The sequence below is a fragment of the Mycobacterium sp. MAC_080597_8934 genome (genome assembly GCF_000523975.1).
In the GTDB taxonomy this organism is placed as follows: Bacteria; Actinomycetota; Actinomycetes; order Mycobacteriales; family Mycobacteriaceae; genus Mycobacterium; species Mycobacterium avium.
In genome coordinates this window covers 277,409-302,287 of sequence record NZ_JAOS01000052.1, presented here as the reverse complement: position 1 = coordinate 302,287, position 24,879 = coordinate 277,409, and the positions used below count along the sequence as shown (strand labels likewise).

19 protein-coding genes and 2 pseudogenes are annotated in these 24,879 nt (G+C 69.6%); 8 read left to right on the top strand and 13 right to left on the bottom strand.

Annotated features, from left to right (window positions below; translation table 11 throughout):
- Nucleotides 1-86: 86 nt before the first annotated feature.
- A complete protein-coding gene (locus NF20_RS23660) occupies nucleotides 87-1,268 on the top strand; it encodes a lysylphosphatidylglycerol synthase transmembrane domain-containing protein (protein WP_003874097.1) in 1,182 nt (393 codons plus the stop codon).
- Nucleotides 1,269-1,353: 85 nt separating this feature from the next.
- Here the strand turns inward: NF20_RS23660 and NF20_RS28820 are convergent.
- Nucleotides 1,354-1,898, bottom strand: a pseudogene (locus NF20_RS28820) (hemophore).
- A 349-nt stretch (nucleotides 1,899-2,247) separates the two neighbouring features.
- Between NF20_RS28820 and NF20_RS23650 the strand changes: the two are divergent.
- Nucleotides 2,248-5,271 (top strand): MMPL family transporter, encoded by a 3,024-nt coding sequence (locus NF20_RS23650; RefSeq protein WP_033711244.1) that lies wholly within the window; start codon nucleotides 2,248-2,250, stop codon nucleotides 5,269-5,271.
- Nucleotides 5,268-5,807 carry a helix-turn-helix domain-containing protein gene (locus NF20_RS23645; RefSeq protein ID WP_033711243.1) on the top strand — a complete coding sequence of 180 codons (540 nt, stop codon included), beginning with the start codon at nucleotides 5,268-5,270 and terminating at the stop codon, nucleotides 5,805-5,807. Before NF20_RS23650 ends, NF20_RS23645 begins: the two co-directional genes overlap by 4 nt.
- A gap of 15 nt (nucleotides 5,808-5,822) precedes the next feature.
- On the opposite strand, the gene NF20_RS23640 is transcribed toward NF20_RS23645, so the two are convergent.
- Both NF20_RS23640 and NF20_RS23635 read right to left on the bottom strand, forming a co-directional pair.
- Nucleotides 5,823-6,506, bottom strand: coding sequence for a hypothetical protein (locus NF20_RS23640; protein WP_009979694.1), 684 nt, complete (start codon nucleotides 6,504-6,506; stop codon nucleotides 5,823-5,825).
- A gap of 8 nt (nucleotides 6,507-6,514) precedes the next feature.
- Nucleotides 6,515-7,144, bottom strand: a complete 630-nt coding sequence (locus NF20_RS23635) for a hypothetical protein (RefSeq protein WP_023900987.1) — start codon at nucleotides 7,142-7,144, stop codon at nucleotides 6,515-6,517.
- 41 nt (nucleotides 7,145-7,185) lie between these two features.
- Here NF20_RS23635 and NF20_RS23630 point away from each other — a divergent pair, with 41 nt between their 5' ends.
- Nucleotides 7,186-9,174 (top strand): M13 family metallopeptidase, encoded by a 1,989-nt coding sequence (locus NF20_RS23630; protein WP_033711240.1) that lies wholly within the window; start codon nucleotides 7,186-7,188, stop codon nucleotides 9,172-9,174.
- A gap of 33 nt (nucleotides 9,175-9,207) precedes the next feature.
- On the opposite strand, the gene NF20_RS23625 is transcribed toward NF20_RS23630, so the two are convergent.
- From NF20_RS23625 to NF20_RS23610, 4 genes are all read right to left on the bottom strand, one after another.
- Complete coding sequence (locus NF20_RS23625; protein WP_023895740.1) at nucleotides 9,208-9,723, bottom strand: Dps family protein; 516 nt, start codon at nucleotides 9,721-9,723, stop codon at nucleotides 9,208-9,210.
- A gap of 147 nt (nucleotides 9,724-9,870) precedes the next feature.
- The gene (locus tag NF20_RS23620) at nucleotides 9,871-10,746 is read right to left on the bottom strand and encodes a LysR family transcriptional regulator (protein ID WP_023895741.1); all 876 of its coding nucleotides are present in this window, start codon (nucleotides 10,744-10,746) and stop codon (nucleotides 9,871-9,873) included.
- Between the two features lie 181 nt (nucleotides 10,747-10,927).
- On the bottom strand, nucleotides 10,928-12,439 hold the full coding sequence (locus tag NF20_RS23615; protein ID WP_033711239.1) for a GMC family oxidoreductase: 1,512 nt from the start codon (nucleotides 12,437-12,439) through the stop codon (nucleotides 10,928-10,930).
- A 293-nt stretch (nucleotides 12,440-12,732) separates the two neighbouring features.
- Complete coding sequence (locus NF20_RS23610; protein ID WP_023895743.1) at nucleotides 12,733-13,716, bottom strand: GlxA family transcriptional regulator; 984 nt, start codon at nucleotides 13,714-13,716, stop codon at nucleotides 12,733-12,735.
- Between the two features lie 112 nt (nucleotides 13,717-13,828).
- Here NF20_RS23610 and NF20_RS23605 point away from each other — a divergent pair, with 112 nt between their 5' ends.
- Nucleotides 13,829-14,695 (top strand): oxidoreductase, encoded by an 867-nt coding sequence (locus tag NF20_RS23605; RefSeq protein ID WP_023895744.1) that lies wholly within the window; start codon nucleotides 13,829-13,831, stop codon nucleotides 14,693-14,695.
- Between the two features lie 38 nt (nucleotides 14,696-14,733).
- A complete protein-coding gene (locus NF20_RS23600; protein ID WP_033711249.1) occupies nucleotides 14,734-15,546 on the top strand; it encodes an alpha/beta fold hydrolase in 813 nt (270 codons plus the stop codon).
- Here the strand turns inward: NF20_RS23600 and NF20_RS23595 are convergent.
- The 5 genes and pseudogenes from NF20_RS23595 to NF20_RS23575 form a co-directional block, all read right to left on the bottom strand.
- On the bottom strand, nucleotides 15,536-17,773 hold the full coding sequence (locus NF20_RS23595; RefSeq protein WP_023895746.1) for a molybdopterin oxidoreductase family protein: 2,238 nt from the start codon (nucleotides 17,771-17,773) through the stop codon (nucleotides 15,536-15,538). The two genes, NF20_RS23600 and NF20_RS23595, sit on opposite strands and share 11 nt — an antisense overlap.
- Nucleotides 17,763-18,368, bottom strand: coding sequence for a TetR/AcrR family transcriptional regulator (locus tag NF20_RS23590; RefSeq protein ID WP_009979706.1), 606 nt, complete (start codon nucleotides 18,366-18,368; stop codon nucleotides 17,763-17,765). The genes NF20_RS23595 and NF20_RS23590 overlap by 11 nt, the downstream gene beginning before the upstream one ends.
- A gap of 110 nt (nucleotides 18,369-18,478) precedes the next feature.
- Nucleotides 18,479-19,494, bottom strand: a pseudogene (locus NF20_RS23585) (L,D-transpeptidase).
- A gap of 118 nt (nucleotides 19,495-19,612) precedes the next feature.
- On the bottom strand, nucleotides 19,613-20,848 hold the full coding sequence (locus NF20_RS23580; RefSeq protein ID WP_003879103.1) for an MFS transporter: 1,236 nt from the start codon (nucleotides 20,846-20,848) through the stop codon (nucleotides 19,613-19,615).
- A gap of 122 nt (nucleotides 20,849-20,970) precedes the next feature.
- Complete coding sequence (locus tag NF20_RS23575; RefSeq protein ID WP_003874104.1) at nucleotides 20,971-21,261, bottom strand: metal-sensitive transcriptional regulator; 291 nt, start codon at nucleotides 21,259-21,261, stop codon at nucleotides 20,971-20,973.
- A 122-nt stretch (nucleotides 21,262-21,383) separates the two neighbouring features.
- On the opposite strand from NF20_RS23575, the gene ilvD reads away from it, so the two are divergent.
- Nucleotides 21,384-23,111: a dihydroxy-acid dehydratase gene (gene ilvD, locus NF20_RS23570; protein WP_011726371.1), complete on the top strand. Its 1,728-nt coding sequence runs from the start codon at nucleotides 21,384-21,386 to the stop codon at nucleotides 23,109-23,111.
- A gap of 76 nt (nucleotides 23,112-23,187) precedes the next feature.
- Here the strand turns inward: ilvD and NF20_RS23565 are convergent, their stop codons facing one another.
- Nucleotides 23,188-23,622, bottom strand: a complete 435-nt coding sequence (locus tag NF20_RS23565) for an SPW repeat protein (protein ID WP_003874106.1) — start codon at nucleotides 23,620-23,622, stop codon at nucleotides 23,188-23,190.
- A 272-nt stretch (nucleotides 23,623-23,894) separates the two neighbouring features.
- On the opposite strand from NF20_RS23565, the gene NF20_RS23560 reads away from it, so the two are divergent.
- Complete coding sequence (locus NF20_RS23560; RefSeq protein WP_033710409.1) at nucleotides 23,895-24,878, top strand: nitronate monooxygenase; 984 nt, start codon at nucleotides 23,895-23,897, stop codon at nucleotides 24,876-24,878.
- The last annotated feature ends 1 nt before the right edge of the window (nucleotide 24,879 follow it).

Genomic DNA, 24,879 nt, shown 5'->3' with positions numbered 1-24,879 from the left:
GATCCGGTCACGACCCCAAAACGTCCCTGACACACTCGGCGACGTGCAGCGATCCCCGCGCCACCTGCACCGTTACCCTAAGTCACGTGCCGCACGACGCACCCGCCCACAATCTCGACCTCCCGCGCGAGCAGACCCCGCGCGGCAGGTACTGGTGGGTGCGCTGGGTGATCCTCGGCGTGGTGGCCATCGTGCTTGCCGTCGAGGTCTCGCTGGGCTGGGACCAGCTGGCCAAGGCGTGGATGAGCATGTACGAAGCGAACTGGTGGTGGTTGCTGGCGTCGGTGGTGGCCGCGGCCGCGTCGATGCACAGCTTTGCTCAGATCCAGCGCACGCTGCTCAAATCGGCGGGGGTGCACGTCAAGCAGCTGCGCTCGGAGGCCGCCTTCTACGCCGCCAACTCGCTGAGCACCACGCTGCCCGGCGGACCGGTATTGTCGGCCACCTTCCTGTTCCGTCAGCAACGGCTGTGGGGCGCCTCGACCGTGGTGGCGTCCTGGCAGCTGGTGATGTCCGGCGTGCTGCAGGCGGTCGGGTTGGCTTTGCTGGGCCTGGGCGGCGCCTTCCTGCTGGGCGCCAAGAACAACCCGTTCTCGCTGCTGTTCACCCTGGGCGGCTTCGTCGCGCTGCTGCTGCTGGCGCAGGCCGTCGCGTCCCGGCCGGAGCTGATCGAGGGCATCGGCAGCCGGGTGCTGGCGTGGGTCAACTCGGTGCGCGGCCGGCCGGCCGAGACCGGTTTGGACAAGTGGCGCGAGACGCTGATGCAGCTGGAATCGGTGAGCCTGGGCCGGCGCGATCTCTCGGTGGCGTTCGGCTGGTCGATGTTCAACTGGATCGCCGACGTGGCCTGCCTGGGCTTCGCCGCCTACGCCGCCGGGGACCACGCCTCGGTGGCCGGGCTGACCGTGGCCTACGCGGCCGCCCGCGCGGTCGGCACCATACCGTTGATGCCGGGCGGGCTGCTGGTGGTCGAGGCGGTGCTGGTGCCGGGGCTGGTGTCCAGCGGGATGTCGCTGCCCAGCGCGATCTCGGCCATGCTGATCTACCGGCTGATCAGCTGGCTGCTCATCGCCGCGGTCGGTTGGGTGGTGTTCTTCTTCGTATTCCGCACCGAGAACATCGCCGACTCCGACGACGAGCCGATCACCGGCCCGCTGCCCGTGCTGCCTACACCGGGCGGCCCGCCGGACCCGACCGACACCGCCCTGCAGGGGCCGCTGCCGCCGGACCGGAATCCGGCCGATCCGAATCCGGACAAAGACGTCTAGCGCCGCGCGTGGCCGCTCGCCGAGCGTGTGGCCTACGCAGCAAAAACGACCGGAAGCCCGACGTAAGGCCCACGGTCGACGGCCGTCACCCGACGGTGTTGCCGCGCGGCGGGCCCGACAGCGGGCCGGCCGGCTGCGGGACGGCGGGCGGGTGCCCGCCGGACCTGCCGCGCCGCCCAGCGGGGAGGCGCCCGCCGGGTTGCCCGGCAGCGCCGGCAGCCCGCCGGCGGCGCCCTGCGCCTGCTGCACCATGCCCAGCGCCTGCGGGATCGAGATCGGCAGCTTGCACTGCAGCGACAGGCTGGTCAGCGGCTGCGCGATCGACGTCATGTCGCCGGCGACCTTGGGGTTGGTGTCGAAGTAGGACTTCAGCCCGTTCACCGACTGCGGCCCGGCCTGCTGCTGCAGCATGCTGGTCATGGCCTGGTTGGTCTCGGGATGCGCGTCCAGGTAGTCGCCCATCGACTTGGACACCGAGCCGATCGTGCGGGCCACCTCGCTGGCCGCGCACGGGTCGTTGGCGCCGGTCGCGGGCGGCCCGGCCAGCACCGCGACGGCGGCGCCGGGCAGGGCGGCGGCGATCAGCCCGGCGAAAATTCTGCGGCGCCGTCCAGCGGAGGCTGACGTCATGGCTAACTCCTTACGGTTTGCGGCGGCCGCCGAAGATCGGCGCCCCGCAAACGGCTGCGATGAACGGCCCCGCTGATCGCCGGATCTGATCGCCGGCTTCCCCGCATTCCCCGGGGCCCGCCGGGCCAACCGACATCGTGCCATCGCCGAGATCACCGCTGCCAGCCGGAACTGCGGATGTGACCGAAATCCCGCCCGATCACCGGTTCACAACGTCTTCGCAGCGTCTTGGCAACAAGGCTGTCGCCGCAGCTCAGGAACCAGATAAGCCAAGATAATCCACAGCGTGCTGCGGTATCGTCGCGAGCACGTTACGCGAGAACCGGGGAGCGACGAAATCCAGCAGTTAATGATGCGCCTGAGCCGCAGCCTGCGTAAGTACCGCTGGTTGGTCTTCGCAGGCTGGTTGTTGGCGTTGGTTCCCGCGGTCTATTTGGCCCTGACCCAGTCCGGCAACCTCACCGGCGGCGGTTTCGACGTCGCCGGTTCGCAGTCGCTGGCCGTGCACGACCAGCTCGAGGATCTCTACCACGACCAGGGCGGGTCGTCGCTGGCGCTGGTCGCCGCCCCCCGCGCCGACGCCAGCTACCAGGACATGAACGACGCCGTCGCGCAGCTGCGCCGGATCGCCGCCGAAGTCCCGGGAACCACCGAGATCCCCAACCCCACCCAGCGGCCCCCGCAGCCGGACCGGCCGTACGTGCTGTCGGTGCGGCTGGATTCCCGCAACACCAGCGACGTGGCCAAGCAGCTGCGCACCAAGGTGGGCATCAAGGGCGACCAGCCCGGCCAGACCGCCAACGGGCGGGTGCGGCTCTACGTCATCGGGCAGGGCGCGCTGAGCGCGGCCGCGGCGGCCAACACCAAGCACGACATCGCCGCCGCCGAAAAGTGGAACCTGCCGGTCATCCTCATCGTGCTGCTCGCCGTGTTCGGGTCGCTGGCCGCGGCGGCCATCCCGCTGGCCCTGGGCATCTGCACGGTGGTGGTGACCATGGGGCTGGTCTATCTGCTGTCCGCGTACACCACCATGTCGGTGTTCGTCACCTCGACGGTGTCGATGTTCGGGATCGCGCTGGCCGTCGACTACTCGCTGTTCATCCTGATGCGCTTCCGCGAGGAACTGCGCAGCGGCCGTCAGCCCCGCGACGCCGTCGACGCCGCGATGGCCACCTCCGGGCTGGCCGTGGTGTTGTCCGGGATGACCGTCATCGCCTCGCTGACCGGGATCTACGTGATCAACACCCCGGCGCTGAAGTCGATGGCCACCGGCGCGATCCTGGCCGTCGCGGTCGCGATGCTGACGTCGACCACGTTGACCCCGGCCGCGCTGGCCACGTTCGGGCGGGCCGCCGCCAAGCGGTCGGCCCTGCTGCACTGGTCGCGGCGCCCGGAAAGCACCCAGTCGAAGTTCTGGAACCGGTGGATCGGCTGGGTGATGCGCCGGCCGTGGATGTCGGCGCTGGCGGCGTCGCTGGTGCTGCTGGTGATGGCCGCGCCGGCCGCGTCGATGGTGCTGGGCAACAGCCTGCTGCGCCAGTTCGACTCGTCGCACGAGATCCGGGCCGGGGTGGGCGCGGCGGCCCAGGCGCTGGGCCCCGGTGCGCTGGGCCCGATCCGGGTGCTGATCAACTTCCCCGACGGCGGGGCCGCGTCCCCGGAACACAGCCACACCGTCGGGGCGGTCCGCCAGCGGATGGCCCAGGCGCCCAACATCGTCTCGGTGTCGCCGCCGCAGTTCGCCGAGGACAACGGCAGCGCGTTGCTGTCGGCCGTGCTGTCCGTGGACCCCGAGGACATGAAGGCGCGCGAAACCGTGGGCTGGATGCGCGCCGAGCTGCCCAAGGTGCCCGAGGCGGGCACCGCGCGGGTCGACGTCGGCGGCCCGACCGCGCTGATCAAGGACTTCGACGACCGGGTCTCGGCGACCGAACCGCTGGTGCTCGGCTTCGTCGCGCTGATCGCGTTCGTGATGCTGCTGGTCTCCATCCACTCGGTGTTCCTGGCGCTCAAGGGCGTGCTGATGACGTTGCTGTCGGTCGCCGCCGCCTACGGCAGCCTGGTGATGGTGTTCCAGTGGGGGTGGCTGCGCGATCTCGGGTTCGCCCAGATCAGCTCGATCGACAGCACCGTTCCCCCGCTGGTGCTCGCGATGACCTTCGGGCTGTCGATGGACTACGAGATCTTCCTGCTGACCCGCATCCGGGAGCGCTTCCTGCATTCCGGCAACACCCGCGACGCGGTGGCCTACGGCGTCAGCACCAGCGCCCGCACCATTACCAGCGCGGCGCTGATCATGATCGCGGTGTTCGTCGGCTTCGCGTTCGCGGGCATGCCGCTGGTGGCCGAGATCGGGGTGGCCTGCGCGGTGGCCATCGCGGTGGACGCCACCGTGGTGCGCCTGGTGATGGTGCCGGCGTTGATGGCGATGTTCGCCCAGTGGAACTGGTGGCTGCCGCCGTGGCTGTCGCGGGTCCTGCCGTCGGTGGACTTCGACCGGCCGCTGCCGGAGGTCGACCTGGGCGACGTCGTGGTGATTCCCGACGACATCTCGGCGCTCACCGCGCCCAGCGCCGACCTGCGGATGGTGCTCAAGTCCGCCGCCAAGCTCAAGCACCTGGCGCCGGACGCCATCTGCGTCACCGATCCGCTGGCGTTCACCGGCTGCGGCCGCACCACGGCGGCCGGCGCGGACCCGGCCCGGGGCCTGGGGCCCGGGCAGATCCCGCACCAGGTGGCGCTGCGCGAGGAGAAGGTCGGCGTCGCGGCGGGCCCGGGCGAGAAGACCGGCAGCAACGGTCACACCAACGGTTCGGCGGGGGCCAAGAAGCCGGCTGCGCGCAATGGGCGCAACGGCATCGCCAAGGCCATCGCCGGGACCGACCGGCCCGTGCACCCGGTGACGCTGTGGCGGGGACGGCTGTCGGTGGCGCTGGACGCGCTGCAGACGGACCCGGACAGCGGGGCCGACCGGCCGCGGTTTCGGCGGCGCAGCCCGGTGGAGACCACCAATGTGCAGCTGCCCACCGGCGACCGGTTGCTGGTCCCGACGGGCGCCGAGACACTGCGGCTGAAGGGCTACCTGCTCATGTGCCGTAACAGTCGCCGCGATTACGCCGACTTTGCAGACATGGTGGATGCGTTGGAACCCGAGACCGCCGCGGTGGTGCTGGCCGGAATGGACAGGTATTACTGTTGTGAATCATCCAGGCGGCAATGGATCGCCACCCAGTTGGTCCGCCGGCTCGCCGATCCCGATCCGTGCGATTACCCGGATGACCAGGGGCCGGACGCCGACGCACCCGCGGACTGGGAGCAGATCAGGCAGCGCTGCCTGGCCGTGGCCGTCGCGATGCTGGAGGAGGCGAGGTGACGTTGGCACCCGACCGACGCCCGGCTTCGCCGCCGCACCGGCCGGCCCCGGGGGACCAGCGCAACCGCGGCGGCGGCCCGTCCGCCCCGCTGCCGGACCTCGACCAGCCGGTGGAATTCTGGCCGACCGCCGCCATCCGTTCGGCTCTGCAGGGCGGTGACATCGCCACCTGGAAGCGCATCGCGGGCGCGCTGAAGCGCGACCCGTACGGCCGCACCGCGCGCCAGGTCGAAGAGGTGCTCGACGGCACCCGGCCCTACGGCATCGCCAAGGCGCTGTGGGAGGTACTCGAGCGTGCCCGCGCCCACCTGGAGGCCAACGAGCGCGCCGAGGTGGCCCGCCACGTGCGGCTGCTCATCGATCGGTCCGGCCTGGGCCAGCAGGAGTTCGCGTCCCGCATCGGGGTCAGCGCCGAGGAGCTGGGCAGCTACCTGGACGGCAGCACCAGCCCGACGGCCGCGCTGATGATCCGGATCCGCCGGCTGTCCGACCGGTTCGTCAAGGTGAAGTCCGCCCGCTCGGCCGAATCCAACTGAGCCTCATCCGATCGGTCATCTGATCGGCAGCACGTCGGCGACCAGCCAGTCGCCGCCCCGCTTGGTCAGCGTCACCCGCAGCGCCGGCGCGGCCTGGCTGGGCGGCTGCCCGGGCGCGTTCTGGGTCACCCGCAGGATCACCGCCACGCTGGCCGCCGCGGGGCCGAGGGCCTCGACGCCGGCCGACACCGTGGCCGCCTGCGCGGTGACGTTGTGCTGGGCCAGCTCGGCGCTGGACTTGGTGTACTGCTCCTTGAACGCCGCGGCGTGTTCGGGCACCACCATCGCCGCGGCCCGGTCGATAGCGCCGGTCGGGGCGGTCGGGCTGAACGAGGCCATCGACTCGGCCATGCCGGTGGCGATCGCGACGACCTTGTGGGAGTCGTCGGTGAAGTCGCGGTCGGCCCTGGTCCAGTGCGTGTAGCCGGTCGCGACGGCCGCCGCCAGCGCGGCCGTGCACAGCAGCACCACCGCCAACCGCAGCCCCGGCGCGTCGTCGTCGGTGCCGAGGCTGACCGAATCGCGGCGCAGCAGCCAGAAATTGATCAGCACGCCCTCGACGATCAACAACACCAGCACCGAGCACGCCGACACCCACCACAGCGGCCAGCCGAGCACCACGCCGATGGCCAGCAGGGCCGCAATCGCGGCCACCGGGGCCGCGATGTCGAAGGCGAACAACCGCCAGATGTTTCTCATCGCATCTCTCACCTGATCGAGGACAGCCCGGAGATCATCAGCTTGCCGTCCACGTCGGAGACGTCCAGGCGCAGGCTCCAGTGCACGGTCTGCGGCTTGGCGCCGACGTTTTCGCTCACCGAGGTGGCGACCAGCAGCACCGAGTCGGTGCGGGTGGCGAACGGCGGCAGCTTGGTGGTGACCGGCGGCCGCGCGGCGCCCGGCTGGGCGTCCAGGTCGTGGTGCACGGTTTCGATCGCCACCGCGTCCACCCGCCCGCTGCTCTTGGACTGCAGCTTCTCCACCACCGCCCGGTAGGGCTGCACCGCGGCGTCGAAGTCGGTGTTGAGCTCACCGACCGTGCCGTCGTGCAGCCGCTGCAGGCTGGCGTCGACGTTGCCGCTGTTCATGTTGATCAGCACGTTCGCCCAGTCCGCGGCGGTCTGCATGACCCGGCTCAAATAGCTGCGCTCGGCGACCTGGTCGCGGTGGTCGGACCAGATCAGGGCGGCGAGCACCACCGCGGCCACCGACAGCACGCCGAGAACCGTTGAGGCGACGCCGTAATGGGAGAAGATTCCGCCGTCCGCGGCTTCGGGCGGTTCGTCGGCAACGGAATCTCGTTCGGCAGGTGGCTCGGTTCGCTCGCCGTCGGACATGGCCCGATCGTCGCACCCGGCAAAGATGGAAGGATGGCGGGGTGACGAATACGGCCATCCGCTCGGGGATCGACCTGAGCCATGTCGACGACAGCATCCGCCCGCAAGACGACCTGTTCGGTCACGTCAACGGCCGCTGGCTGGCCGAATACGAGATACCCGCCGACCGGGCCACCGACGGCGCCTTCCGGCAGCTCTACGACCGCGCCGAGGAGCAGGTGCGCGACCTGATCGTCGAGGCCAGCGAGCAGGGTGCGGCCGCCGGCGGCGACGACGCCCAACGCATCGGCGACCTGTACGCCAGCTTCCTGGACGAGGACACCGTGCAGCGCCGCGGCCTGCAGCCCCTGCTCGACGAGCTGGCGCTCATCGACGAGGCCGCCGACGCCGCCGCCCTGGCGGCGGTGATGGGTGCGCTGCAGCGCACCGGCGTCGGCGGCGGCGTCGCGCTGTATGTGGACACCGACGCCAAGAACTCGGCCCGTTACCTGGTGCACGTCACGCAGTCCGGCATCGGCCTGCCCGACGAGTCGTACTTCCGCGACGAGCAGCACGCCGAGGTGCTGGCCGCCTACCCCGGACACATCGCCCGGATGCTGCGCCTGGTACTCGGCGGTTCGGCCGACGACCACGCCGAGACCGCGGCCCGCATCGTGGCCCTGGAGGCCAAACTGGCTGCCGCGCACTGGGATGTGGTCAAGCGTCGCGACGCCGACCTCACCTACAACCTGCGCACCTTCACCGACCTGCGCACCGAGGGCAGCGGCTTCGACTGGGACGGCTGGCTGCAGGCGCTGGGCGCCACACCCGACGCGGTGGCCGAACTCGTTGTGCGTCAACCCGATTACCTGACCGCCTTCGCGGCGCTGTGGGAAAGCCTGGACCTCGACGAGTGGAAATGGTGGGCGCGGTGGCGAGTCATCCGGGCCCGCGCCGGCTGGCTGACCGACGAGCTGGTGGCAGCCGACTTCGACTTCTACGGTCGCCTGCTGACCGGTGCCGAGCAGATCCGCGACCGGTGGAAGCGGGCGGTCTCCCTGGTCGAGAGCCTGATGGGGGACGCCGTCGGAAAGCTCTATGTGGCACGGCATTTCCCGCCCGGAGCCAAGGCCCGCATCGACGAGCTGGTGAGCAACCTGCGGGCGGCCTACCGGATCAGCATCAGCGACCTGGACTGGATGACACCGCAGACCCGGCAGCGGGCGCTGGCCAAGCTGGACAAGTTCACCGCCAAGGTCGGCTACCCGGCCAAGTGGCGCGACTACTCCGCGCTGGTGATCGACCGGGGCGACCTGTACGGCAACTACCAGCGGGGCTACGCCGTCAACCACGACCGGGAGCTGGCCAAGCTCGGCGGGCCGGTGGACCGCGACGAATGGTTCATGACGCCGCAGACGGTCAACGCGTACTACAACCCGGGCATGAACGAGATCGTGTTCCCGGCGGCCATTTTGCAGCCGCCGTTCTTCGACGCCGAGGCCGACGACGCCGCCAACTACGGCGGCATCGGCGCGGTGATCGGCCACGAGATCGGCCACGGCTTCGACGACCAGGGCGCGAAATACGACGGCGACGGCAACCTGGTCGACTGGTGGACCGACGCCGACCGGACCGAATTCGCCTCCCGCACAAAGGCTCTCATCGAACAGTACGACGCCTACACGCCGCGCGGTCTGCCCAGCGGCTACCACGTGAACGGGGCGTTCACGGTCGGGGAGAACATCGGCGATCTGGGCGGCCTGTCGATCGCGCTGCTGGCCTACCAGTTGTCGCTGAACGGGCAGCCCGCCCCCGTGATCGACGGCCTGTCCGGGGTGCAGCGCGTGTTCTACGGCTGGGCGCAGGTGTGGCGAACCAAATCCCGTGAGGCCGAAGCGATCCGGCGACTCGCGGTGGACCCGCACTCACCGCCGGAGTTCCGCTGCAACGGCGTGATCCGCAACATGGACGCCTTCTACGATGCCTTCGAGGGCGCCGAGGAGGGCGCGCTGTTCCTGGAGCCCGACCGGCGGGTCAAGATCTGGAACTGACGGGCAGCGGCCGCGCCTGGTGACGCCAACGAGTTAAATCGTTCGGTTCTCCGATTTGATCATCCACGCGAGCTTCTCCAGCGAGTCGATGATCTCGTGAAGCAGGTCCGACGTAGTGGGATCCTCTGCGTCCACGGCGTCGTGCACCGATCGGATCGTATCGACCGTCGCGTAAACACGCGTGGTGATCAGATCCACGACAACCCTGGTGTCCTGCTCGCCGGCGGGGAACTGCGGCAGGCTGGTCGTCGCTGCGACGGTGTCGGACCGGCCATCCGGAGTGGCTGCCAAGGCGCGCAGCCGCTCGGCAATGTTGTCGCCGGCCTCGCGCGCCGCGTCGATGAGTTCATCCAGCTGCAAGTGCAGGTCGCGGAAGTTGACTCCCACGATATTCCAGTGGGCTTGTTTAGCCTGCAGGTGCAGCTCGATGAGATCAACCAGCACTTGCTGCAGGTTGGCGGCAAACTGCGGGGACGCCGTGAAGACGCCGACCTCTGCTTCGGCTCGTCGGGCCGCCCGCCCATTCGCGAGAGGTGTGGTAGCTGCCACGGTTGATCTCCTAACTTGAACTGCAATACCGGCAGAGTTGCGTAAACACCGTGTCCTCTGCGGTATTCAACGTCAGGAAAGACCCGGGCATAGAGGGCGAAAGGGTCATGTTTCCCACAGATAGAGACACCGCGTGCTCGCTAGTGCTCATGCTCCCGCCCGCTCGCTGCCATCGAGAGCCGCGATCTGTTCGAGGAAGGCTCGGGCCGCTGAGCCGGCGCTCGCGCTGACGGCGACAGCGAGGTTGCGGGTGGTCTTCGGGACAAGCCGCTTGACGGCTATCCCGGCTCGGGGGCTCGCTACCGCGGCGACCGGCACAATACTGACGCCCAGGCCCGCGGTCACGATCTCAAGCACCGCCATCAACCCATGGGCCTCGAAAGCGACATCGAATTCGACACCCACTTGATCGGCCACCGCCATAAAAATGTGTGCGCATCCTCCGGTGGAGCGAATGAATGGCTCCTTGGCCAGATCGGCGTAGTGAACCTCGCTGAACGCGGCCAAGCGATGTTCGGAGGGCAGTACCGCAACCATGTCCTGCGCGGCCAAGAATGCCGCGCTCAATCCGGTTGCAGGAAGGGAGATTACGCCTGCGTCCGCGGCGCCCAGGTCGAGCCAGTCGCGGATTTCCGGCTCACCCCCTTCCAACACCCGGATTTCCACAGATGGATGCCGTTCGGAAAACTTCTGCAGCTGCGGAGCGATGAGCAACTCAGTCGTGTAGGGCAGGCTCGCAATGCGCAGCGTGCCTCTGAGCTTCGCGGCAGCCGACACCTCTGCGCGCATTTGGTCCAAGTGCCGCACCGCTGAACGGGCGTGCGCCAGTGCGCGCTTCCCGGGCGCGTTGAGCAGGATGCGATCCCGATGCCGAATCAGCAGCGGTGATCCCAATTCCCTTTCGAGGCCGGCGACGGCGCGGCTGACCGCTGGTTGCGACATGCCCAGCGAACGGCTCGCGGCGGTGAAGCCGCCCTGGTCGACAACCGCAAGGAAGGCTTTCAGCTGCAGCAGCGTCGCCATGACACACCTCTATTCCGGACCGCCGACCGCCGATACGGCCAGCAGCATAGCGCGCTTCGCATGCGGTCAAAGAGGCCTTCCGAGCTGGGTTGCCCGACAAGGGATCACGCGATCACATGCGATTACCCCTTGTCGACGAGAGGAGCCAGGGGATGAACCGTGCACGCCCGAGCAGGACCGGTCATCCGAGACGAACGAGATCGGCGCCTCGTTCGGCGATTGCGTAGACCGTTGCGGCGGTGTTGTTCGATGGGAGCGAGGGCATCACCGAAGCGTCTATTATGCGAAGGTTATCGATGCCGTGCAGACGTAATTGATTGTCCACGACCGACTCCGGCCCAGTACCCATCGCGCACGTGCCAACCGGGTGAAAGTAGGACGCGACGGACCGCTGAATGTACGAGCGCAGCGCCGCGTCGTCGACGGCGTCGTCGCCGGGTGCGAGTTCCTCGGCCCTCCATGGATCGAGCGCCTGCGACATCCCGATTTTGCGGCCGATCCGCAGACCCTCGATCATGAGGCCCATGTCGCGATCGTCGCTGAGGTAGCTCGGGTCGATGGCGGGCGGCTCCTGGATGGTGGGGCCCGAAAGTCCGACGCGCCCGCGGCTGACTGGCTGCATGACGGAGACTCCCAGCACGTATCCATCGGCTCCGCCGAGGCCCGGAACGTCCGCGGAGTCGACGCCGAAGATCTGGATCTCCGGCGGTCCGCCGGTTGCGTGGCGCCGGATGAGCCCGAGCAGCTCCCCGTGGTTGTACCGGCCGGCCGGCACGGGACGCGCGGCGCGATAGACCAGCGGAACGATCGGATGATCCTGCAGGTTCGCACCGACCCCAGGCAACTCCAGGGCGACGTCGACCCGGAAGGACCGGAGATGGTTCGGCGGCCCGATTCCGGAAGCCAGCAGCAGATGCGGCGACCCGATTGCGCCCGCGCACAAGATGATCTCCCGGGCCGCCGCCGTCGCCTGCCGGCCCTCGGCGGTGGTGTACTCGACGCCGGCGCAGCGACTCCCGCGGATGCGAAGCCGGTGAACCGTTGCGCCAGAGTGAAATTCAAGGTTGGGCCGATCAAGCGCCGGCAGCAGGTAGGCGTCTGCCGCGCTCTGCCGCTTCCCATCGACGATGTTGAGATCGGTGAAGCCGAAGCCCACCTCAAGGCCGCCGCTGATGTCTACGGCTCGCGGGTAGCCCTGCTGTATTGCGGCGCAAAGACATGCGACCAGTACCGGGTTGGGGTGGGCTGCCGGAGCCACCGCCATCGGACCGTCCTGTCCGCGCAGGGACGGGTCCTTGCCGCACGTCGATTCACTGCGCTTGAAGTAGCGGAGCAATTCGTCGAAACCCCAACCCGCCGCGCCGTTGTCACGCCAGCGTGAGTAGCTGTCGCGATGTCCCCGGGCGAACACCATCGCATTGATGGTCGACGATCCTCCGATGCCGCGACCTCGCGCAAAGGGAACGGCTCGGCCGATTGCCGTTTGCACTGTGGTCACGTCTCCCCAGCTAGCCTCGCCCTGCAGCAGAGTCGGCCAGGCCGGTGGCGTGATGCTCGCACGGGGAGGACGGGCGCTGCCGGTCTCCAGTAAAAGCACACGCAACGTGCTGTCTTCTGTCAGCCGGGCAGCGACCACGGACCCGGCGGTGCCCGCGCCGACAACGACGACGTCATGTAACTCGCGCTGTGACAATGCATTCCCCTCGAGGAGTAGATATGACGCCGCCCCGTAGCAGCCGTTGGTGGAAGCCTCTGATCATCGGAAAAGGTGGGCGGGCGGCGGGCTGATCACGGGGACGCCGCCGTCCCCCCGCCACATGCGTAGGACACTAACGTGGATCCGGCAGCGGCCATAAGTGCTTCTGTGATATGGGGCTATGCGATAAGCGCATCACACGGATCGGCGCAACGGCCGCACCGCATTTCGGTGCCGGGCTCGGCCCCACGCGGCGGTGCGGAGCTGGTGCGACCACAGCTGCTGCAGCGTCATCCGCGTGCCGCAGTCCGGAACCGGTCCCGGTAGGCCTTCGGTGAGAGACCGAGGTGTTCGACGAACACCCGGCGCAGCGTCTCGGCGCTTCCGAAGCCGGCCAGTCGGGCGCTCTCGGCGACGCTGCGGCCAGCGTCGAGGGCGGCGCGGGCGGCGTCGATTCGAACCATCTCGACGTAGCGCGCCGGGGTGGTCCCCAATTCGGACTGAAACAACCTCGTCAGCTGACGTGTACTCAAAGACGCACGCGCCGAAAGGCTTTTCACGCTGTGGTCGGCTGCCGGGTCGGCCGAGATCGCCGCCGTGACCTTACGCAACGGAGACTGCGGCGGGGGTTCGGCCTCGACCAACGCCGAAAATTGCGACTGCCCGCCCGCGCGCTTGAGGTATACCACCAACCATCGGGCAACGGCGCGAACCAACTCAGTGCCGTAATCCATTTCGACCAACGCCAACGCCAGGTCGATGCCTGACGATATCCCGGCCGAGGTGAACACATCGCCGTCACAGACGAACAGCGCGTCCGGTTCGACGGTGATTTCCGGGAAGGCTCGGGCGAACAACCGCACGTCATGCCAGTGCGTGGTGGCACGCCTGCCGTCCAGCAGGCCGGCCTGCCCCAGGATGAATGAGCCCGTGCAAATCGAGGCGAGTCGCCTGGTGCGGTCCGCCACCGACTTGACCGCCTCGACGAGCTCGGGATCAATCGGCCGCCGGGGCAGGTTGTCGCTGCCGGCGACCAAAACGGTGTCGGCCGACTCGATCGACGACACCGCGTCCGTGACGCCCAGCCGGGTCCCGATCGAGGTGGTGACGTCGCGGCCGTCCACCGACGCGATCTTGAGCAGGTAGTCGGCGCCGAATCGGTTGGCCTCGGCGAAGACCTCACCCGCTCCCGCGACGTCGAGCATCGTCACATCGTCGAAGACGACGATCACCACGACGCGCGGGGTTGCACTGCTGTCGGCCACGAATCTCATTGTGTCGCTTTTTATGGGAAATCTGTCGGATCGGCCAGGCCCGAAGTTCCGGCCCTCGCGCGACACTGTCCGCACAGGCTCGGCGGCCGGCCGACGGGTGAGGGGACGGGGAATGCCGAAGACGTGGTTCATCACCGGCAGCTCGCGCGGGCTCGGCCGCGCCCTGACGACCGCGGTGCTTGACCGTGGTGACCAGGTCGTCGCGACCGCCCGTCGCCCCGCACAGCTCGATGAGCTCGTCGACCGGTACGGTCCCCGGATCCGGGCTTGTGAGCTCGACGTCACCGATCGAGCTGCCGCGCGGCGTGCCATCGCGGCCGCCGTCACGGCGTTCGGCCGGATCGACGTCGTGGTGAACAACGCCGGTTACGCCAATTCCACACCCGTGGAGGAGGTTTCCGACGACGATTTCCGCGCGCAGGTGGAAACCAACTTCTTCGGTGTCGTGAACGTCACGAAAGCCGCGCTCCCCGTGCTGCACCGGCAACGGGCCGGCCACATCGTGCAGATCTCCTCGGTTGGCGGCCGCGTTGGTGGATCCCCGGGCATCGCCGGGTACCAGGCGTCCAAGTTCGCCGTCGCAGGGTTCTCGGAGGCACTCGCCGCGGAGGTAGCTCCGCTCGGTATCAAGGTGACGATCGCCGAACCGGGGGCCTTGCGCACGGAATGGGCCGGCTCGTCGATGGCCGTCGCGACCGTCTCGCCGGACTACGAAAGCACCGTCGGTGCGATGAACCGCCGCCGCGCTGGTTTCAACCGCAACGCTCCGGGCGATCCCGCCCGCGCCGCACACGCGATCATCGAGGTGGTTATGGCCGACGATCCGCCACTGCGGCTGCTACTCGGCTCCGATGCGCTCAGTGCCGCGCTGGCCAAGTCACATCAGCAGATTGCCGAGGCGAACCGGTGGGCGGAGTTGAGTAAATCCGTCGACTATCCGCCCGTCGCCACCCCACACCGAGCTGCGCGCAGTCGATGACGCCGAACCTTGCGAAGCGTGTGCTCCACGGAACGACCATGGCAACCGTGGTCTCCCCCGACGACACCGTCATCGGCTATGAATCCGTCGGTGCCGGACCGCCTTTGCTGCTGGTGCACGGCAGCACCGGCACCAGGGCCCGCTGGCGCCCGGTGACGCCGGTGCTGGCGCGGCGCTACACGGTGCACGCGATGGACCGCCGCGGCCGGGGACTCAGCACGGCCGAGGCCGAACCCTACAGCTTGGGCCGGGAGGCCGAGGACGTCGCGGCCGTTGCCGAGGCCGTCGGCGGCGACGTCTACGTCGTCGGGCATTCCTACGGGGCGTTGGCGGTCCTGGACGCCGCCCCGATCACACGCGCCTTCCGGCGGATCGTGCTCTACGAGCCGCCCATACCCTCGCCCGGCCTCGACGTCGGCTCGCCTGGGGGCTGGGCACGGATCACGGCGCTGTCCGACCCACGCGACATCCTCGAAGCGTTCTACCGCGAAACCCTGCAGCTACCCGAGTCGGCCATCAAAGACCTTGCCAACCGCGAGTTTCCGTACCTCGCGGGGTCGATCCGGCATACCGCCGGCCGGGAACTCGCGCAGACCCGCGCCTTCCGCTTAACGGAGCGGCATGCGAACATCACCACACCGGTCCGCATGTTGCTCGGCACCGAGAGCCCCGCGTATTTGCGGGCGGCCACCGCGGTCCTCGCCGCGATGATCCCGGGCGCCACGATCGTGGCCCTGCACGGACAGGGGCACCAGGCGATCGACTACGACCCGGATCAGTTCGCCCGGGCGGTGCTGGAATTCGACTCCGAGGAGGTCGACTCCAGCGGTGTCGGCGCGGTCACCGCCTAGCGTCTGCCAAAGCCTCGATCCGCGCCGGGACGTGCTTGTGCCACGGTGTGCCGGCGTAGGGGTCGCGCCACTGAGTGGAGGTCAGCGCGTTCGGCGCCACCCCGGGAACGACGGTGCGCCCGTCGTCGCCGACGTAGTCCAGCCCAAAACCGTTGGGCAACGCGGCATGACCGGCCAGCATGGTCTCGCTGATCTCGACGGTGACATCGGCGCTGCCCGCCGCGGTGCTGATCCGGGCGCGGCACCCGTCGGCCAGCCCGAGGGCCTGGGCGTCTTCGACGCTGACCCGCAGCGCACCCTCGGCATCGCGTTTGCGCCAGGACGGGTCGCGGAAGATGTCGTTGGCGGTATAGGCGCGCCGCTCCCCCACCGACAGCACGATCGGGAACTCTTCGGTGGTCAGCCGCGGCGGGCCGCTCGACAGCTTCGCCAATTCTTGCAGCATCGCCGGGATTTCGAGCGCAATCTTGTGGTCGGGATGGCTGATCAGCGTGAAGTCGTCCGCGTAGTCGTGCACGGTGAACGTCACCCCCGACGGGTTGTCCAGGATGGCGTCGAACAGCGCGTTGCCGTCGGCGTGACCGGCGCGGCGCACCGCCTCCGGATAGGTCAGCGCGGTCTTTTGGGCCAGGCCCCACAGCGCGGCGGCGCCACGCAGTCCGTCCGGCAGGGTGGGCCCCAGCGTTTCGTACAGCACAAACGGAAGTAGCTGCGCCACAGTCGGATTGGTGGACACAGCGGTCAGGAACGCTTCGGTGTAGGCGTGCCGGCCGCGCCGCGCGGCGTCGTGCAGCGGCCGCAGATCCGCCTCCGTCACCACGCCGAGCGCCCGCACCAGCCGGGCCCAGATCTCGGGTTCGGGCAGCGTGCCCGGCAGCGGCGTCAGCAGCGGGCGGCGCAGCTGAAAGGTGTTGCGCGGGAACTCCAGGTTGAAGAAGGTGGCCTCGGGCTTCTCGAACTGGGAGGCGGCCGGCAGCACATAGTGCGCCAGCCGGGCCGTCTCGGTCATCGCCACGTCGATGACCACCATCAGTTCCAGCGACGCGAAGGCCTCCCGGCACGCCGCCGAATTAGCCAGCGAGTGTGCGGGATTGCTGCTCTCCACGATCATGGCCCGGAACCGGTCCGGGTGATCGGTCAGGATCTCCTCGGGCACCACGTTCGACGGCACCAGGCCGGAGATGATGGGCGCGCCGGTGACCGGGGTGCGCCCGGAGAACTGGCCGAACAGCGGCGCGAACGACGAATGCAGATGCTGGCCACCGCGTTTCGCGAAGTTCCCGGTCAGGATCCACAGCAGCTTGTTCAGGTAGGAGCACAGCGTGCTGTTGGGTGCCTGCTGCACGCCGAGATCCTCGAACACCGCCACGCTGTCCGCGGTGCCGATGCGCCGCGCCGCGGTGCGCAGCAGCTCCTCGTCCACCCCGCAGTGCGCGGCGTACTCGCACACCGCCACGTCGCGCAACGCCTGGCGGACGGCGTCGGCGCCGCGCACGTGCTCGGCGAGAAAGGCTTCGTCGCAAAGGTTTTCCTGGACGAGGACCGCGGCCAGCGCGGCCAGGCACCACGCGTCGGTGCCGGGACGCACCCGCAGGTGGAAGTCGGCCATCTTGGCGGTGTCGGTGACGACGGGATCGATGACGATCATCGACCGCGCCGGATCCTTCGCGATCTCGTTGAGCACCACCCGGGCGCGCGGAAAGCTCTGCGACATCCACGGATTCTTCCCGACGAACACCGCGACCTCGGCGTGCTCGAACTCGCCGCGGGTGTGACCGCCGTACAGCTGGCCGTCGATCCAGGACTCCCCGGTTTTCTCCTGCGCCAACGCATTCGACCGGTAGCGCGAGCCCAGCGCCTTCAGGAAGGCGCCGCTGTAGGCCCCGCCCAGATGGTTGCCCTGCCCGCCGCCGCCGTAGTAGAAGATCTTGTCGCCGCCGTAGCTGTCGCGAATGCGCTTGAACCCCTCGGCGATCTCGACGATCGCGGTGTCCCAGTCGATCTCCTCGTAGCTGCCGTCGGGGCGGCGGCGCAGCGGCGAGATCAACCGGGCGCGGCTGTTCTGGTAGTGGTCCAGCCGCAGCGCCTTGTTGCAGGTGTAGCCCTGCGAGGCGGGGTGCGCCTTGTCGCCGCGGATGCGGGCCAGCCGGCGGTCTTCCACTTGGACGACGATGCCGCAGTTGCATTCGCAGAGGATGCACGCGCTGGGTTGCCATTCACCGGTCATGTCGGGATTTCCTTCCTGCGGCGGTTTCGCCGGCAAGTTCTGCGGCCAGCAGGTCGCGCAGTTGGCGGTGCACGACGTCCAGGGGTGCCGGGTCGCGGCGCGCCCGGGCCAGCACGATCGCGCCCTCCAGCGCGCTGGTGGCCAGCACCGCCAGCTCGGCGGCGCGGCGCCGTCGTATGCCGTCGGCGATGAAGCGCTGCGCGATCAGGTCGGTCCAGCGGTCGAAGGCCGCGGCGGCGCGCTCGATCACCGGCCGCTCCGCGTCGGATTGTTCACCCGCTTCCACGGCGACCGCCACCACCGGGCAGCCCGCGCGAAAGTCGCTGTCGCGCAGCTGTTCCCGATAGGTGTCGATCAAGGTGTCCAGCAGCCGGGCGCCGCTCTCGGCCCCGGCGATCACAGCGGCGACGTACTCGCCAGCGAAATCGACTGCCTCACAAAGCAATTGGGTGCGGCCACCGGGAAAGTAGTGGTAGGCCGATCCGCGCGGCGCGCCGCTGTGCTCGAGCACGTCGGAGATCGCCGTGGCGTGCGCCCCGCGCTCCCTGATCAGCAGCGCGGCCGAGACCACCATCTTTTCGCGCGGACTGCGCATCGTCGCTCCTCCGGCCGGATATGTATGATGCTATACATAATCGCGGGCGCCGCGAAAGCCCCAGCGCCTGCTGGGGCAAATCCGGAGGTAGCCCGCCGGGCCGTCCCGAGCTAGTTCATCCAGTCGGCGGAGCCGTCGTTCTTCTTGTAGTCGCCGCCGCTGGAGTTCTTCACGATGATCGGGTCACCCGGACCGAAGTTGTCGAAGAACCACTTGGCGTTGGCGGGGCTGATGTTGATGCAGCCGTGGCTGACGTCGCGCTTGCCCTGGTCGTCCACCGACCACGGCGCGCTGTGCACGTAGTCGCCGACGTTGTCGAACCGGACCGCGTCCTCCACGGTCACCTTGTAGCCGTAGGTCGAGTTCACCGGGACGCCGTAGGTCGACGAGTCCATCACCACCGACGCCTTCTTGTCCTGCACGTAGTACGTGCCGTTGGGGGTCTGGTGGTTGCCGGCCGTCATGCCCATCGACATCGGGAACGTCTTCTCCACGGTCCCGTTGCGGGTGACGGTCAGCTGATGGGTGGCGTCGTCGGCGGTGGCCACCAGCGTGTCCCCGGTCTGGAAGTTGGTCACCGTCCCGCCGGCGTCCACGGTGACCGCGGTGTGGGCGGGCCAGAAGCTCAGCGGGCGCCAGCGCAGCTGGGTCGGGGTCATCCAGTAGAACTTGCCCGGCACCGGCGGCACCGACGAGACGTGCACGGCGCTGATCGCGGCGCCGGCGTCGTCGACCCGGCCCGGGAAGTTGATGATGATCGGCTGCGCCACGCCCACCGTCGAGCCGGTCTTGGGGACGAACGTGGGCGGGCCGAACGGCGGCGTGCCGGTGAACGGGGTGGGGTCCTGTCCGGCGGCCGGGGCGGCGGCCGGTTGCGCGGCGGGGGGCAGCCACGGCGCCGGCGGAGCGGCCGGCGGCGGTGGTGCCAGCGGGTCCGGCGGGGCGGCGGCGCCAGCGGATCCGGCGGAGCCGGCGGGCCGGCGGGCTGCCACCGCGCCCGGATCGGCGGAGCCGGGTCCGGGTCGGCCAGCGCGGGACCGGCGCTGAGCACCAGCGCCAAGCCGGCGACCGACACCACGGCGGCGTTCAGAGCGGCGAAGAGCGTTCCCCTCGTCCAGCCCGACATAGGCATACCTCCACTCATGTTCTCGACCACAGTGTCGCATAGCAGGCTTGCCAGCTACCGTCGCCGACGGCCGCGCCCGCCCCGGAAAGGGCCGTGATTACCGCGTCGAGCAGGGCGGTTATGAATCGCGTGAGCTTGTCGGGGCAACGTCCAGCATCCGCCGGTTGGCGGCGATGCCGACCAGCGCCACCGCCATCAGCACCCCGGAAGCGCTCAGCATCAGGATGACGCTGCGCTCATAGAGCAGCCCGCCCAGCAGCGACCCGGCCATGATGCCCACCTGGAAGGCCGTCACGTACAGCCCCGAGGCGCCGTCCGGGTCGTCGGCCCCGTTGCGCATCGCGGCCGACTGCATCATCGGCGACACCGCGGTGGCCATCGCTCCCCACAGCACGATGGCGGCGGTCCCGATCAGCGCGGTAGTCGCCCCGGTCGGGCCGCCGAACGCCAGCGCGGTCAGCACCGCGAAGGCTGCCGTCAGACCCGTCATGCACAGGATCACCGCACTCTTGGGCCGGTGGTCCAGCGGCCGCGCGACCAGCGGCACCGACAGCAGCCCGGCCAGCCCGTAGGCGGCCAGCACCCAGGCCAGGGTCGGCCCGCGCACCCCGACCACGTTGCGGATGATCTCGACGATGAAGGTGTAGGACACGAAATGGCCGGTCACCGCCACCATGGCCAGCAGGCTCACGGTGATCAGCCGGCCGTTGCGGTGGTGCCGCGAGCGTGGCCCGACGTGCGCCAGCTGATGCTCGGTGAGCACCATCTCCGGCAGCATCAGCCGGGCCGCGACGGTGACGACGGCGGCCGCGACGGTGACGCACACGACGGCCAGCCGCCAGCCCCACATCAGGCTCAGCGCCGCGGTCAGCGGGCTGCCCACCACCAGCGCCAGGCTGGTGCCGACGTAGATCGACATGGTGGCGCGCCCGGCGTGGCTGGGCGGCACCAGCCGGGTGGCGATCGGCGCGATCACCGACCACAACAGGCCGTGGGTGATCGCGCACAGCACCCGCCCGGCGGCCAGCACCGCGAAGTTGGGCGCCAGCGCCGAGATCAGCTGAGAGGCGGTCAGGCAGGTCAGGCTCGCCACCAGCACCCGGCGGCGCGGCAGGTGCGCGGTCCAGCGCACCAGCGGGATCGTGGTCAGGGCCGCCACCAGCGCATACCAGGACAGCAGGGTGCCCACCAGGACCAGGCTGACCTGCAGATTGCGGGCGATCGCGGGCAGCGCGCCGACCGGCAGGATCTCGGCGGTGACATAGGTGAAGGCCGCGGCGGCGAGAATGGCGAGCTGAGCCGCGATCCGTGGGGTCCACGTCCGCGCGGCTGCGTTGGCGGTTTCGGCAGTCATCACAGTCATCGCTTGGGTGTGCGCAGTCGGCTAAGCAATGCCGCAAACCAGATCGCGCTCCCCTACCGTACGCATACCGGTCGCCGGTTCATCCATCTTGGCCGGGCAACACGCCCGGGCGATCAGGAGCGAACCAGGCGCGCGATGGCGGCGGACGCCTCGGCGAGCTTCTCGTCCGCGTCGTCGCCGCCGCCGGCCACCGCACGGGTGACGCAGTGGCCCAGGTGCTCGTCGAGCAAATTCAGGGCGACCGAGCGCAGCGCGCTGTTGACGGCGCTGATCTGAGTGAGGACGTCGATGCAGTACTTGTCCTCCTCGATCATCCGGGCGATGCCGCGCACCTGGCCCTCGATGCGCCGCAGCCGCTTGGCGTAGTTGTCCTTCTGCTGCGAGTACCCGTGTTCGTTGGTCATCGTCGTTTCACCCCTGCCGATCTGGCTGCCCCGCGGCGGCATCACACCCGGCCCCAGCTTATACCCCGCCCCGGTATAACCCCGGGAGCTGGTATCGCGACTGGCCAGCGCATACTTGAACGATGCCCACCACCGATTCGGCGCGCGCCGCCGACATCAAGCAGCCCGACATCAAGCCGCGCAGTCGTGACGTCACCGACGGCCTGGAGAAGGCCGCCGCCCGGGGGATGCTGCGGGCGGTAGGCATGGGCGACGAGGACTTCGCCAAGCCGCAGATCGGGGTGGCGTCGTCCTGGAACGAGATCACGCCGTGCAACCTGTCGCTGGACCGGCTGGCCAAGGCGGTCAAGGAAGGCGTCTTCGCCGCGGGCGGCTACCCGCTGGAGTTCGGCACCATCTCGGTGTCCGACGGCATCTCGATGGGCCACGAGGGCATGCACTTCTCGCTGGTGAGCCGCGAGGTGATCGCCGACAGCGTCGAGACGGTGATGCAGGCCGAGCGCCTGGACGGCTCGGTGCTGCTGGCCGGCTGCGACAAGTCGCTCCCCGGCATGCTGATGGCCGCGGCCCGTCTGGACCTGGCCTCGGTGTTCCTCTACGCCGGCTCGATCCTGCCCGGGGTGGCCAAGCTGTCCGACGGCAGCGAGCGCGAGGTGACGATCATCGACGCGTTCGAGGCCGTCGGCGCGTGCGCGCGCGGGCTGATGCCGCGCGAGGACGTCGACGCCATCGAGCGGGCCATCTGTCCCGGCGAGGGCGCCTGCGGCGGCATGTACACCGCCAACACCATGGCCAGCGCCGCCGAGGCGCTGGGGATGTCGCTGCCGGGCAGCGCGGCCCCGCCGGCCACCGACCGCCGCCGCGACGGCTTCGCCCGGCGCAGCGGCCAGGCCGTCGTCGAGCTGCTGCGCCGCGGCATCACCGCCCGCGACATCCTCACCAAGGAGGCGTTCGAGAACGCGATCGCGGTGGTGATGGCGTTCGGCGGCTCCACCAACGCGGTGCTGCACCTGCTGGCCATCGCCCACGAGGCCGACGTGGCGCTGTCGCTCGACGACTTCAGCCGGATCGGGTCGAAGGTGCCGCACCTGGCCGACGTCAAGCCGTTCGGCCGGCACGTGATGACCGACGTCGACCACATCGGCGGCGTGCCGGTGATGATGAAGGCGCTGCTGGACGCCGGGCTGCTGAACGGCGACTGCCTGACGGTGACCGGTGCGACGGTGGCGCAGAACCTGGCCGCGATCGCCCCGCCCGACCCGGACGGCAAGGTGCTGCGGGCGCTGAGCGATCCGCTGCACCCGACCGGCGGCATCACCATCCTGCGCGGGTCGCTGGCGCCCGAGGGCGCGGTGGTCAAGTCCGCCGGCTTCGATTCCGACGTGTTCGAAGGCACCGCAAGGGTTTTCGACGGCGAGCGGGCCGCGCTGGACGCGCTGGAGGACGGCACCATCACCAAGGGCGACGCGGTGGTGATCCGGTACGAGGGCCCCAAGGGCGGGCCCGGGATGCGCGAGATGCTCGCCATCACCGGCGCGATCAAGGGCGCCGGGCTGGGTAAGGACGTGCTGTTACTCACCGACGGCCGCTTCTCCGGCGGGACGACGGGACTGTGTGTCGGCCACATCGCGCCCGAGGCGGTGGACGCCGGGCCGATCGCCTTTCTGCGCGACGGCGACCGCATCCGCCTGGACGTCGCCAACCGGGTTCTGGACGTACTCGTCGATCCGGCCGAATTCGACTCTCGGCGAACAGCTTTCACCCCGCCACCGCCCCGCTACAAGACCGGGGTGCTGGCCAAGTACGTCAAACTGGTCGGTTCCGCGGCGATCGGCGCCGTCTGCGGCTAGCCTGGCCGCCTTGCGCTTTCGGCCTTCGGCGCGAGCGTGCCGTGGGCGACCACGCACGCTCGCGACCGAAAGTGGATCAGCCGGCCGATGCGCGGGTGCGCATGCCGAAGTAGGTGGCGTTGAGACCCAGGAACGTCAACAACGCACCCGCCACCACATTCGACCAGGTCATGCCGGCGGTCAGCACGACGCCCGGCAGGATCCAGGTCGACACGATGACCCACGCGCCCAGCACCGGCAGCGTCCAGGTCATGCCGTGCGCACGGTCCAGCGTCGTCGCGAACCCGTAGGCCAGGAACGCCGCCGCGATCCCGGCGATCAGGTCGGACGTGGCCAGCGATGCCGTCGCGCTGAACCCGACGATCCACGGTGAGGCCGCCACGTACAGGCCGGCCAGCAGCGCAAGACCGAAGGTGAAGTGCGCACTCATCGACTCGGCGACGCGTTCGTAGCGGGCCCGCAGAGCCAACAAATCGGGGTGGTGATCGATTGATGAATGGACTGTACTCATTTTGTGACCTTTCTGTTATGCGGCAAGCCTTTTGAGCGGACCGCACCCATCCATCTGTGATCAAGATTACGCCCGCTCGACGGCCGCCAGCAACGAAAGCCGGCGCCGAGCGTGGGGCCTCAGCGGCGCCGAGCGTGGGGGCTCAGCGGCGCCGAGCGTGGGGGCTCAGCGGCGCCGAGCGTGGGGGATATGCACGGGATTGGGCGCGAATTCGTGCATATCCCCCACGCTCGCGAAACCGGTTCGGCGCCTGCGGCGTAACGTGGCGGGGCATGGACATCGCCGACCGGTTGCGGCTCGATGTTCCGGTCGGGCAGGCCGGGATGGGCGGCGGGCTGGCCGGTGCGCCGCTGGCGGCCGCGGTCGCCGCGGCGGGTGGCCTGGGCACGCTGGGCATCACCACCCCCGGCCGGCTCGAAGCGTCGATCCAGCGGGTGCGTGAGCAGGCGCCCGGGCGCGCGGTCGCGGTAAACCTGTTGCTGCCCTTTACCCGTCGCCGCCACGTCGCGGTCTGCGTCGAGGCCCGGGTGGACGTCGTCGTGCTGGCGTTCGGCGAAAACCGCGGGCTCGTCGCGCACCTACGGCAGGCCGGCGCCTTCGTGTTCGTGATGGTCGGCACCGTTGCGCAGGCCCGCGCCGCAATCGCCTGGGGCGCCGACGGTTTGATCGCCCAGGGCCGCGAGGCCGGCGGCCATCTGGTGGGGACCACGGCGGCCCTGGACTTCCTGCCGCACGCGCTCGCCGCGGCCGCCGGCCGCCCGGTGTTCCTGGCCGGGGGCATCGCCACCGCCGCCGACAGCCGCGCCGCCCTGGACGCCGGCGCCGACGGCGTCATCGCCGGCACCCGATTCCTGCTGACGCACGAGTCCGATGCGAGCCGCGGGTATCAGCAGCGAGTCCTGCAGGCGGACAACACAATCGAAACCAACCTGTTCGGGCTGAGCTGGCCGCTGCGCCATCGGGTGGTGCCCAACGCCGCCACCCGCCGGTGGTGCGGCGCCCACGGCAAGGCCAGGGCGCTGCCCGCCGCACTCAACGCGGCGAGCCGCCCGCTGTCGGCGCTGGGCTATTTCGACGCGGGCGCATTGCTACGCCTGCAATCGCCGCGCCGTCCGCTGTTCACCCCGCTGGCACCGGTGGCCGGCGTGCCGGATTCGCTGCTGGACAGCGCCGCGCTGTACGCCGGCGAAACCGCCTCGCGCATCGGCGAACTCACCTCCGCGCGCCAGGCCGTCGCCGACCTCACCCCGCGCTGAG

Bases quoted from the DNA above. Each gene is read 5' to 3' on its own strand.
- NF20_RS23650 (WP_033711244.1), top strand. From the start codon at position 2,248: ATGATGCGCCTGAGCCGCAGCCTGCGTAAGTACCGCTGGTTGGTCTTC.
- NF20_RS23640 (WP_009979694.1), bottom strand. From the start codon at position 6,506: ATGAGAAACATCTGGCGGTTGTTCGCCTTCGACATCGCGGCCCCGGTG.
- NF20_RS23635 (WP_023900987.1), bottom strand. From the start codon at position 7,144: ATGTCCGACGGCGAGCGAACCGAGCCACCTGCCGAACGAGATTCCGTT.
- NF20_RS23620 (WP_023895741.1), bottom strand. From the start codon at position 10,746: ATGGCGACGCTGCTGCAGCTGAAAGCCTTCCTTGCGGTTGTCGACCAG.
- NF20_RS23610 (WP_023895743.1), bottom strand. From the start codon at position 13,716: ATGAGATTCGTGGCCGACAGCAGTGCAACCCCGCGCGTCGTGGTGATC.
- NF20_RS23605 (WP_023895744.1), top strand. From the start codon at position 13,829: ATGCCGAAGACGTGGTTCATCACCGGCAGCTCGCGCGGGCTCGGCCGC.
- NF20_RS23600 (WP_033711249.1), top strand. From the start codon at position 14,734: ATGGCAACCGTGGTCTCCCCCGACGACACCGTCATCGGCTATGAATCC.
- NF20_RS23595 (WP_023895746.1), bottom strand. From the start codon at position 17,773: ATGACCGGTGAATGGCAACCCAGCGCGTGCATCCTCTGCGAATGCAAC.
- NF20_RS23590 (WP_009979706.1), bottom strand. From the start codon at position 18,368: ATGCGCAGTCCGCGCGAAAAGATGGTGGTCTCGGCCGCGCTGCTGATC.
- NF20_RS23580 (WP_003879103.1), bottom strand. From the start codon at position 20,848: ATGACTGCCGAAACCGCCAACGCAGCCGCGCGGACGTGGACCCCACGG.
- NF20_RS23575 (WP_003874104.1), bottom strand. From the start codon at position 21,261: ATGACCAACGAACACGGGTACTCGCAGCAGAAGGACAACTACGCCAAG.
- ilvD (WP_011726371.1), top strand. From the start codon at position 21,384: ATGCCCACCACCGATTCGGCGCGCGCCGCCGACATCAAGCAGCCCGAC.
- NF20_RS23565 (WP_003874106.1), bottom strand. From the start codon at position 23,622: ATGAGTACAGTCCATTCATCAATCGATCACCACCCCGATTTGTTGGCT.
- NF20_RS23560 (WP_033710409.1), top strand. From the start codon at position 23,895: ATGGACATCGCCGACCGGTTGCGGCTCGATGTTCCGGTCGGGCAGGCC.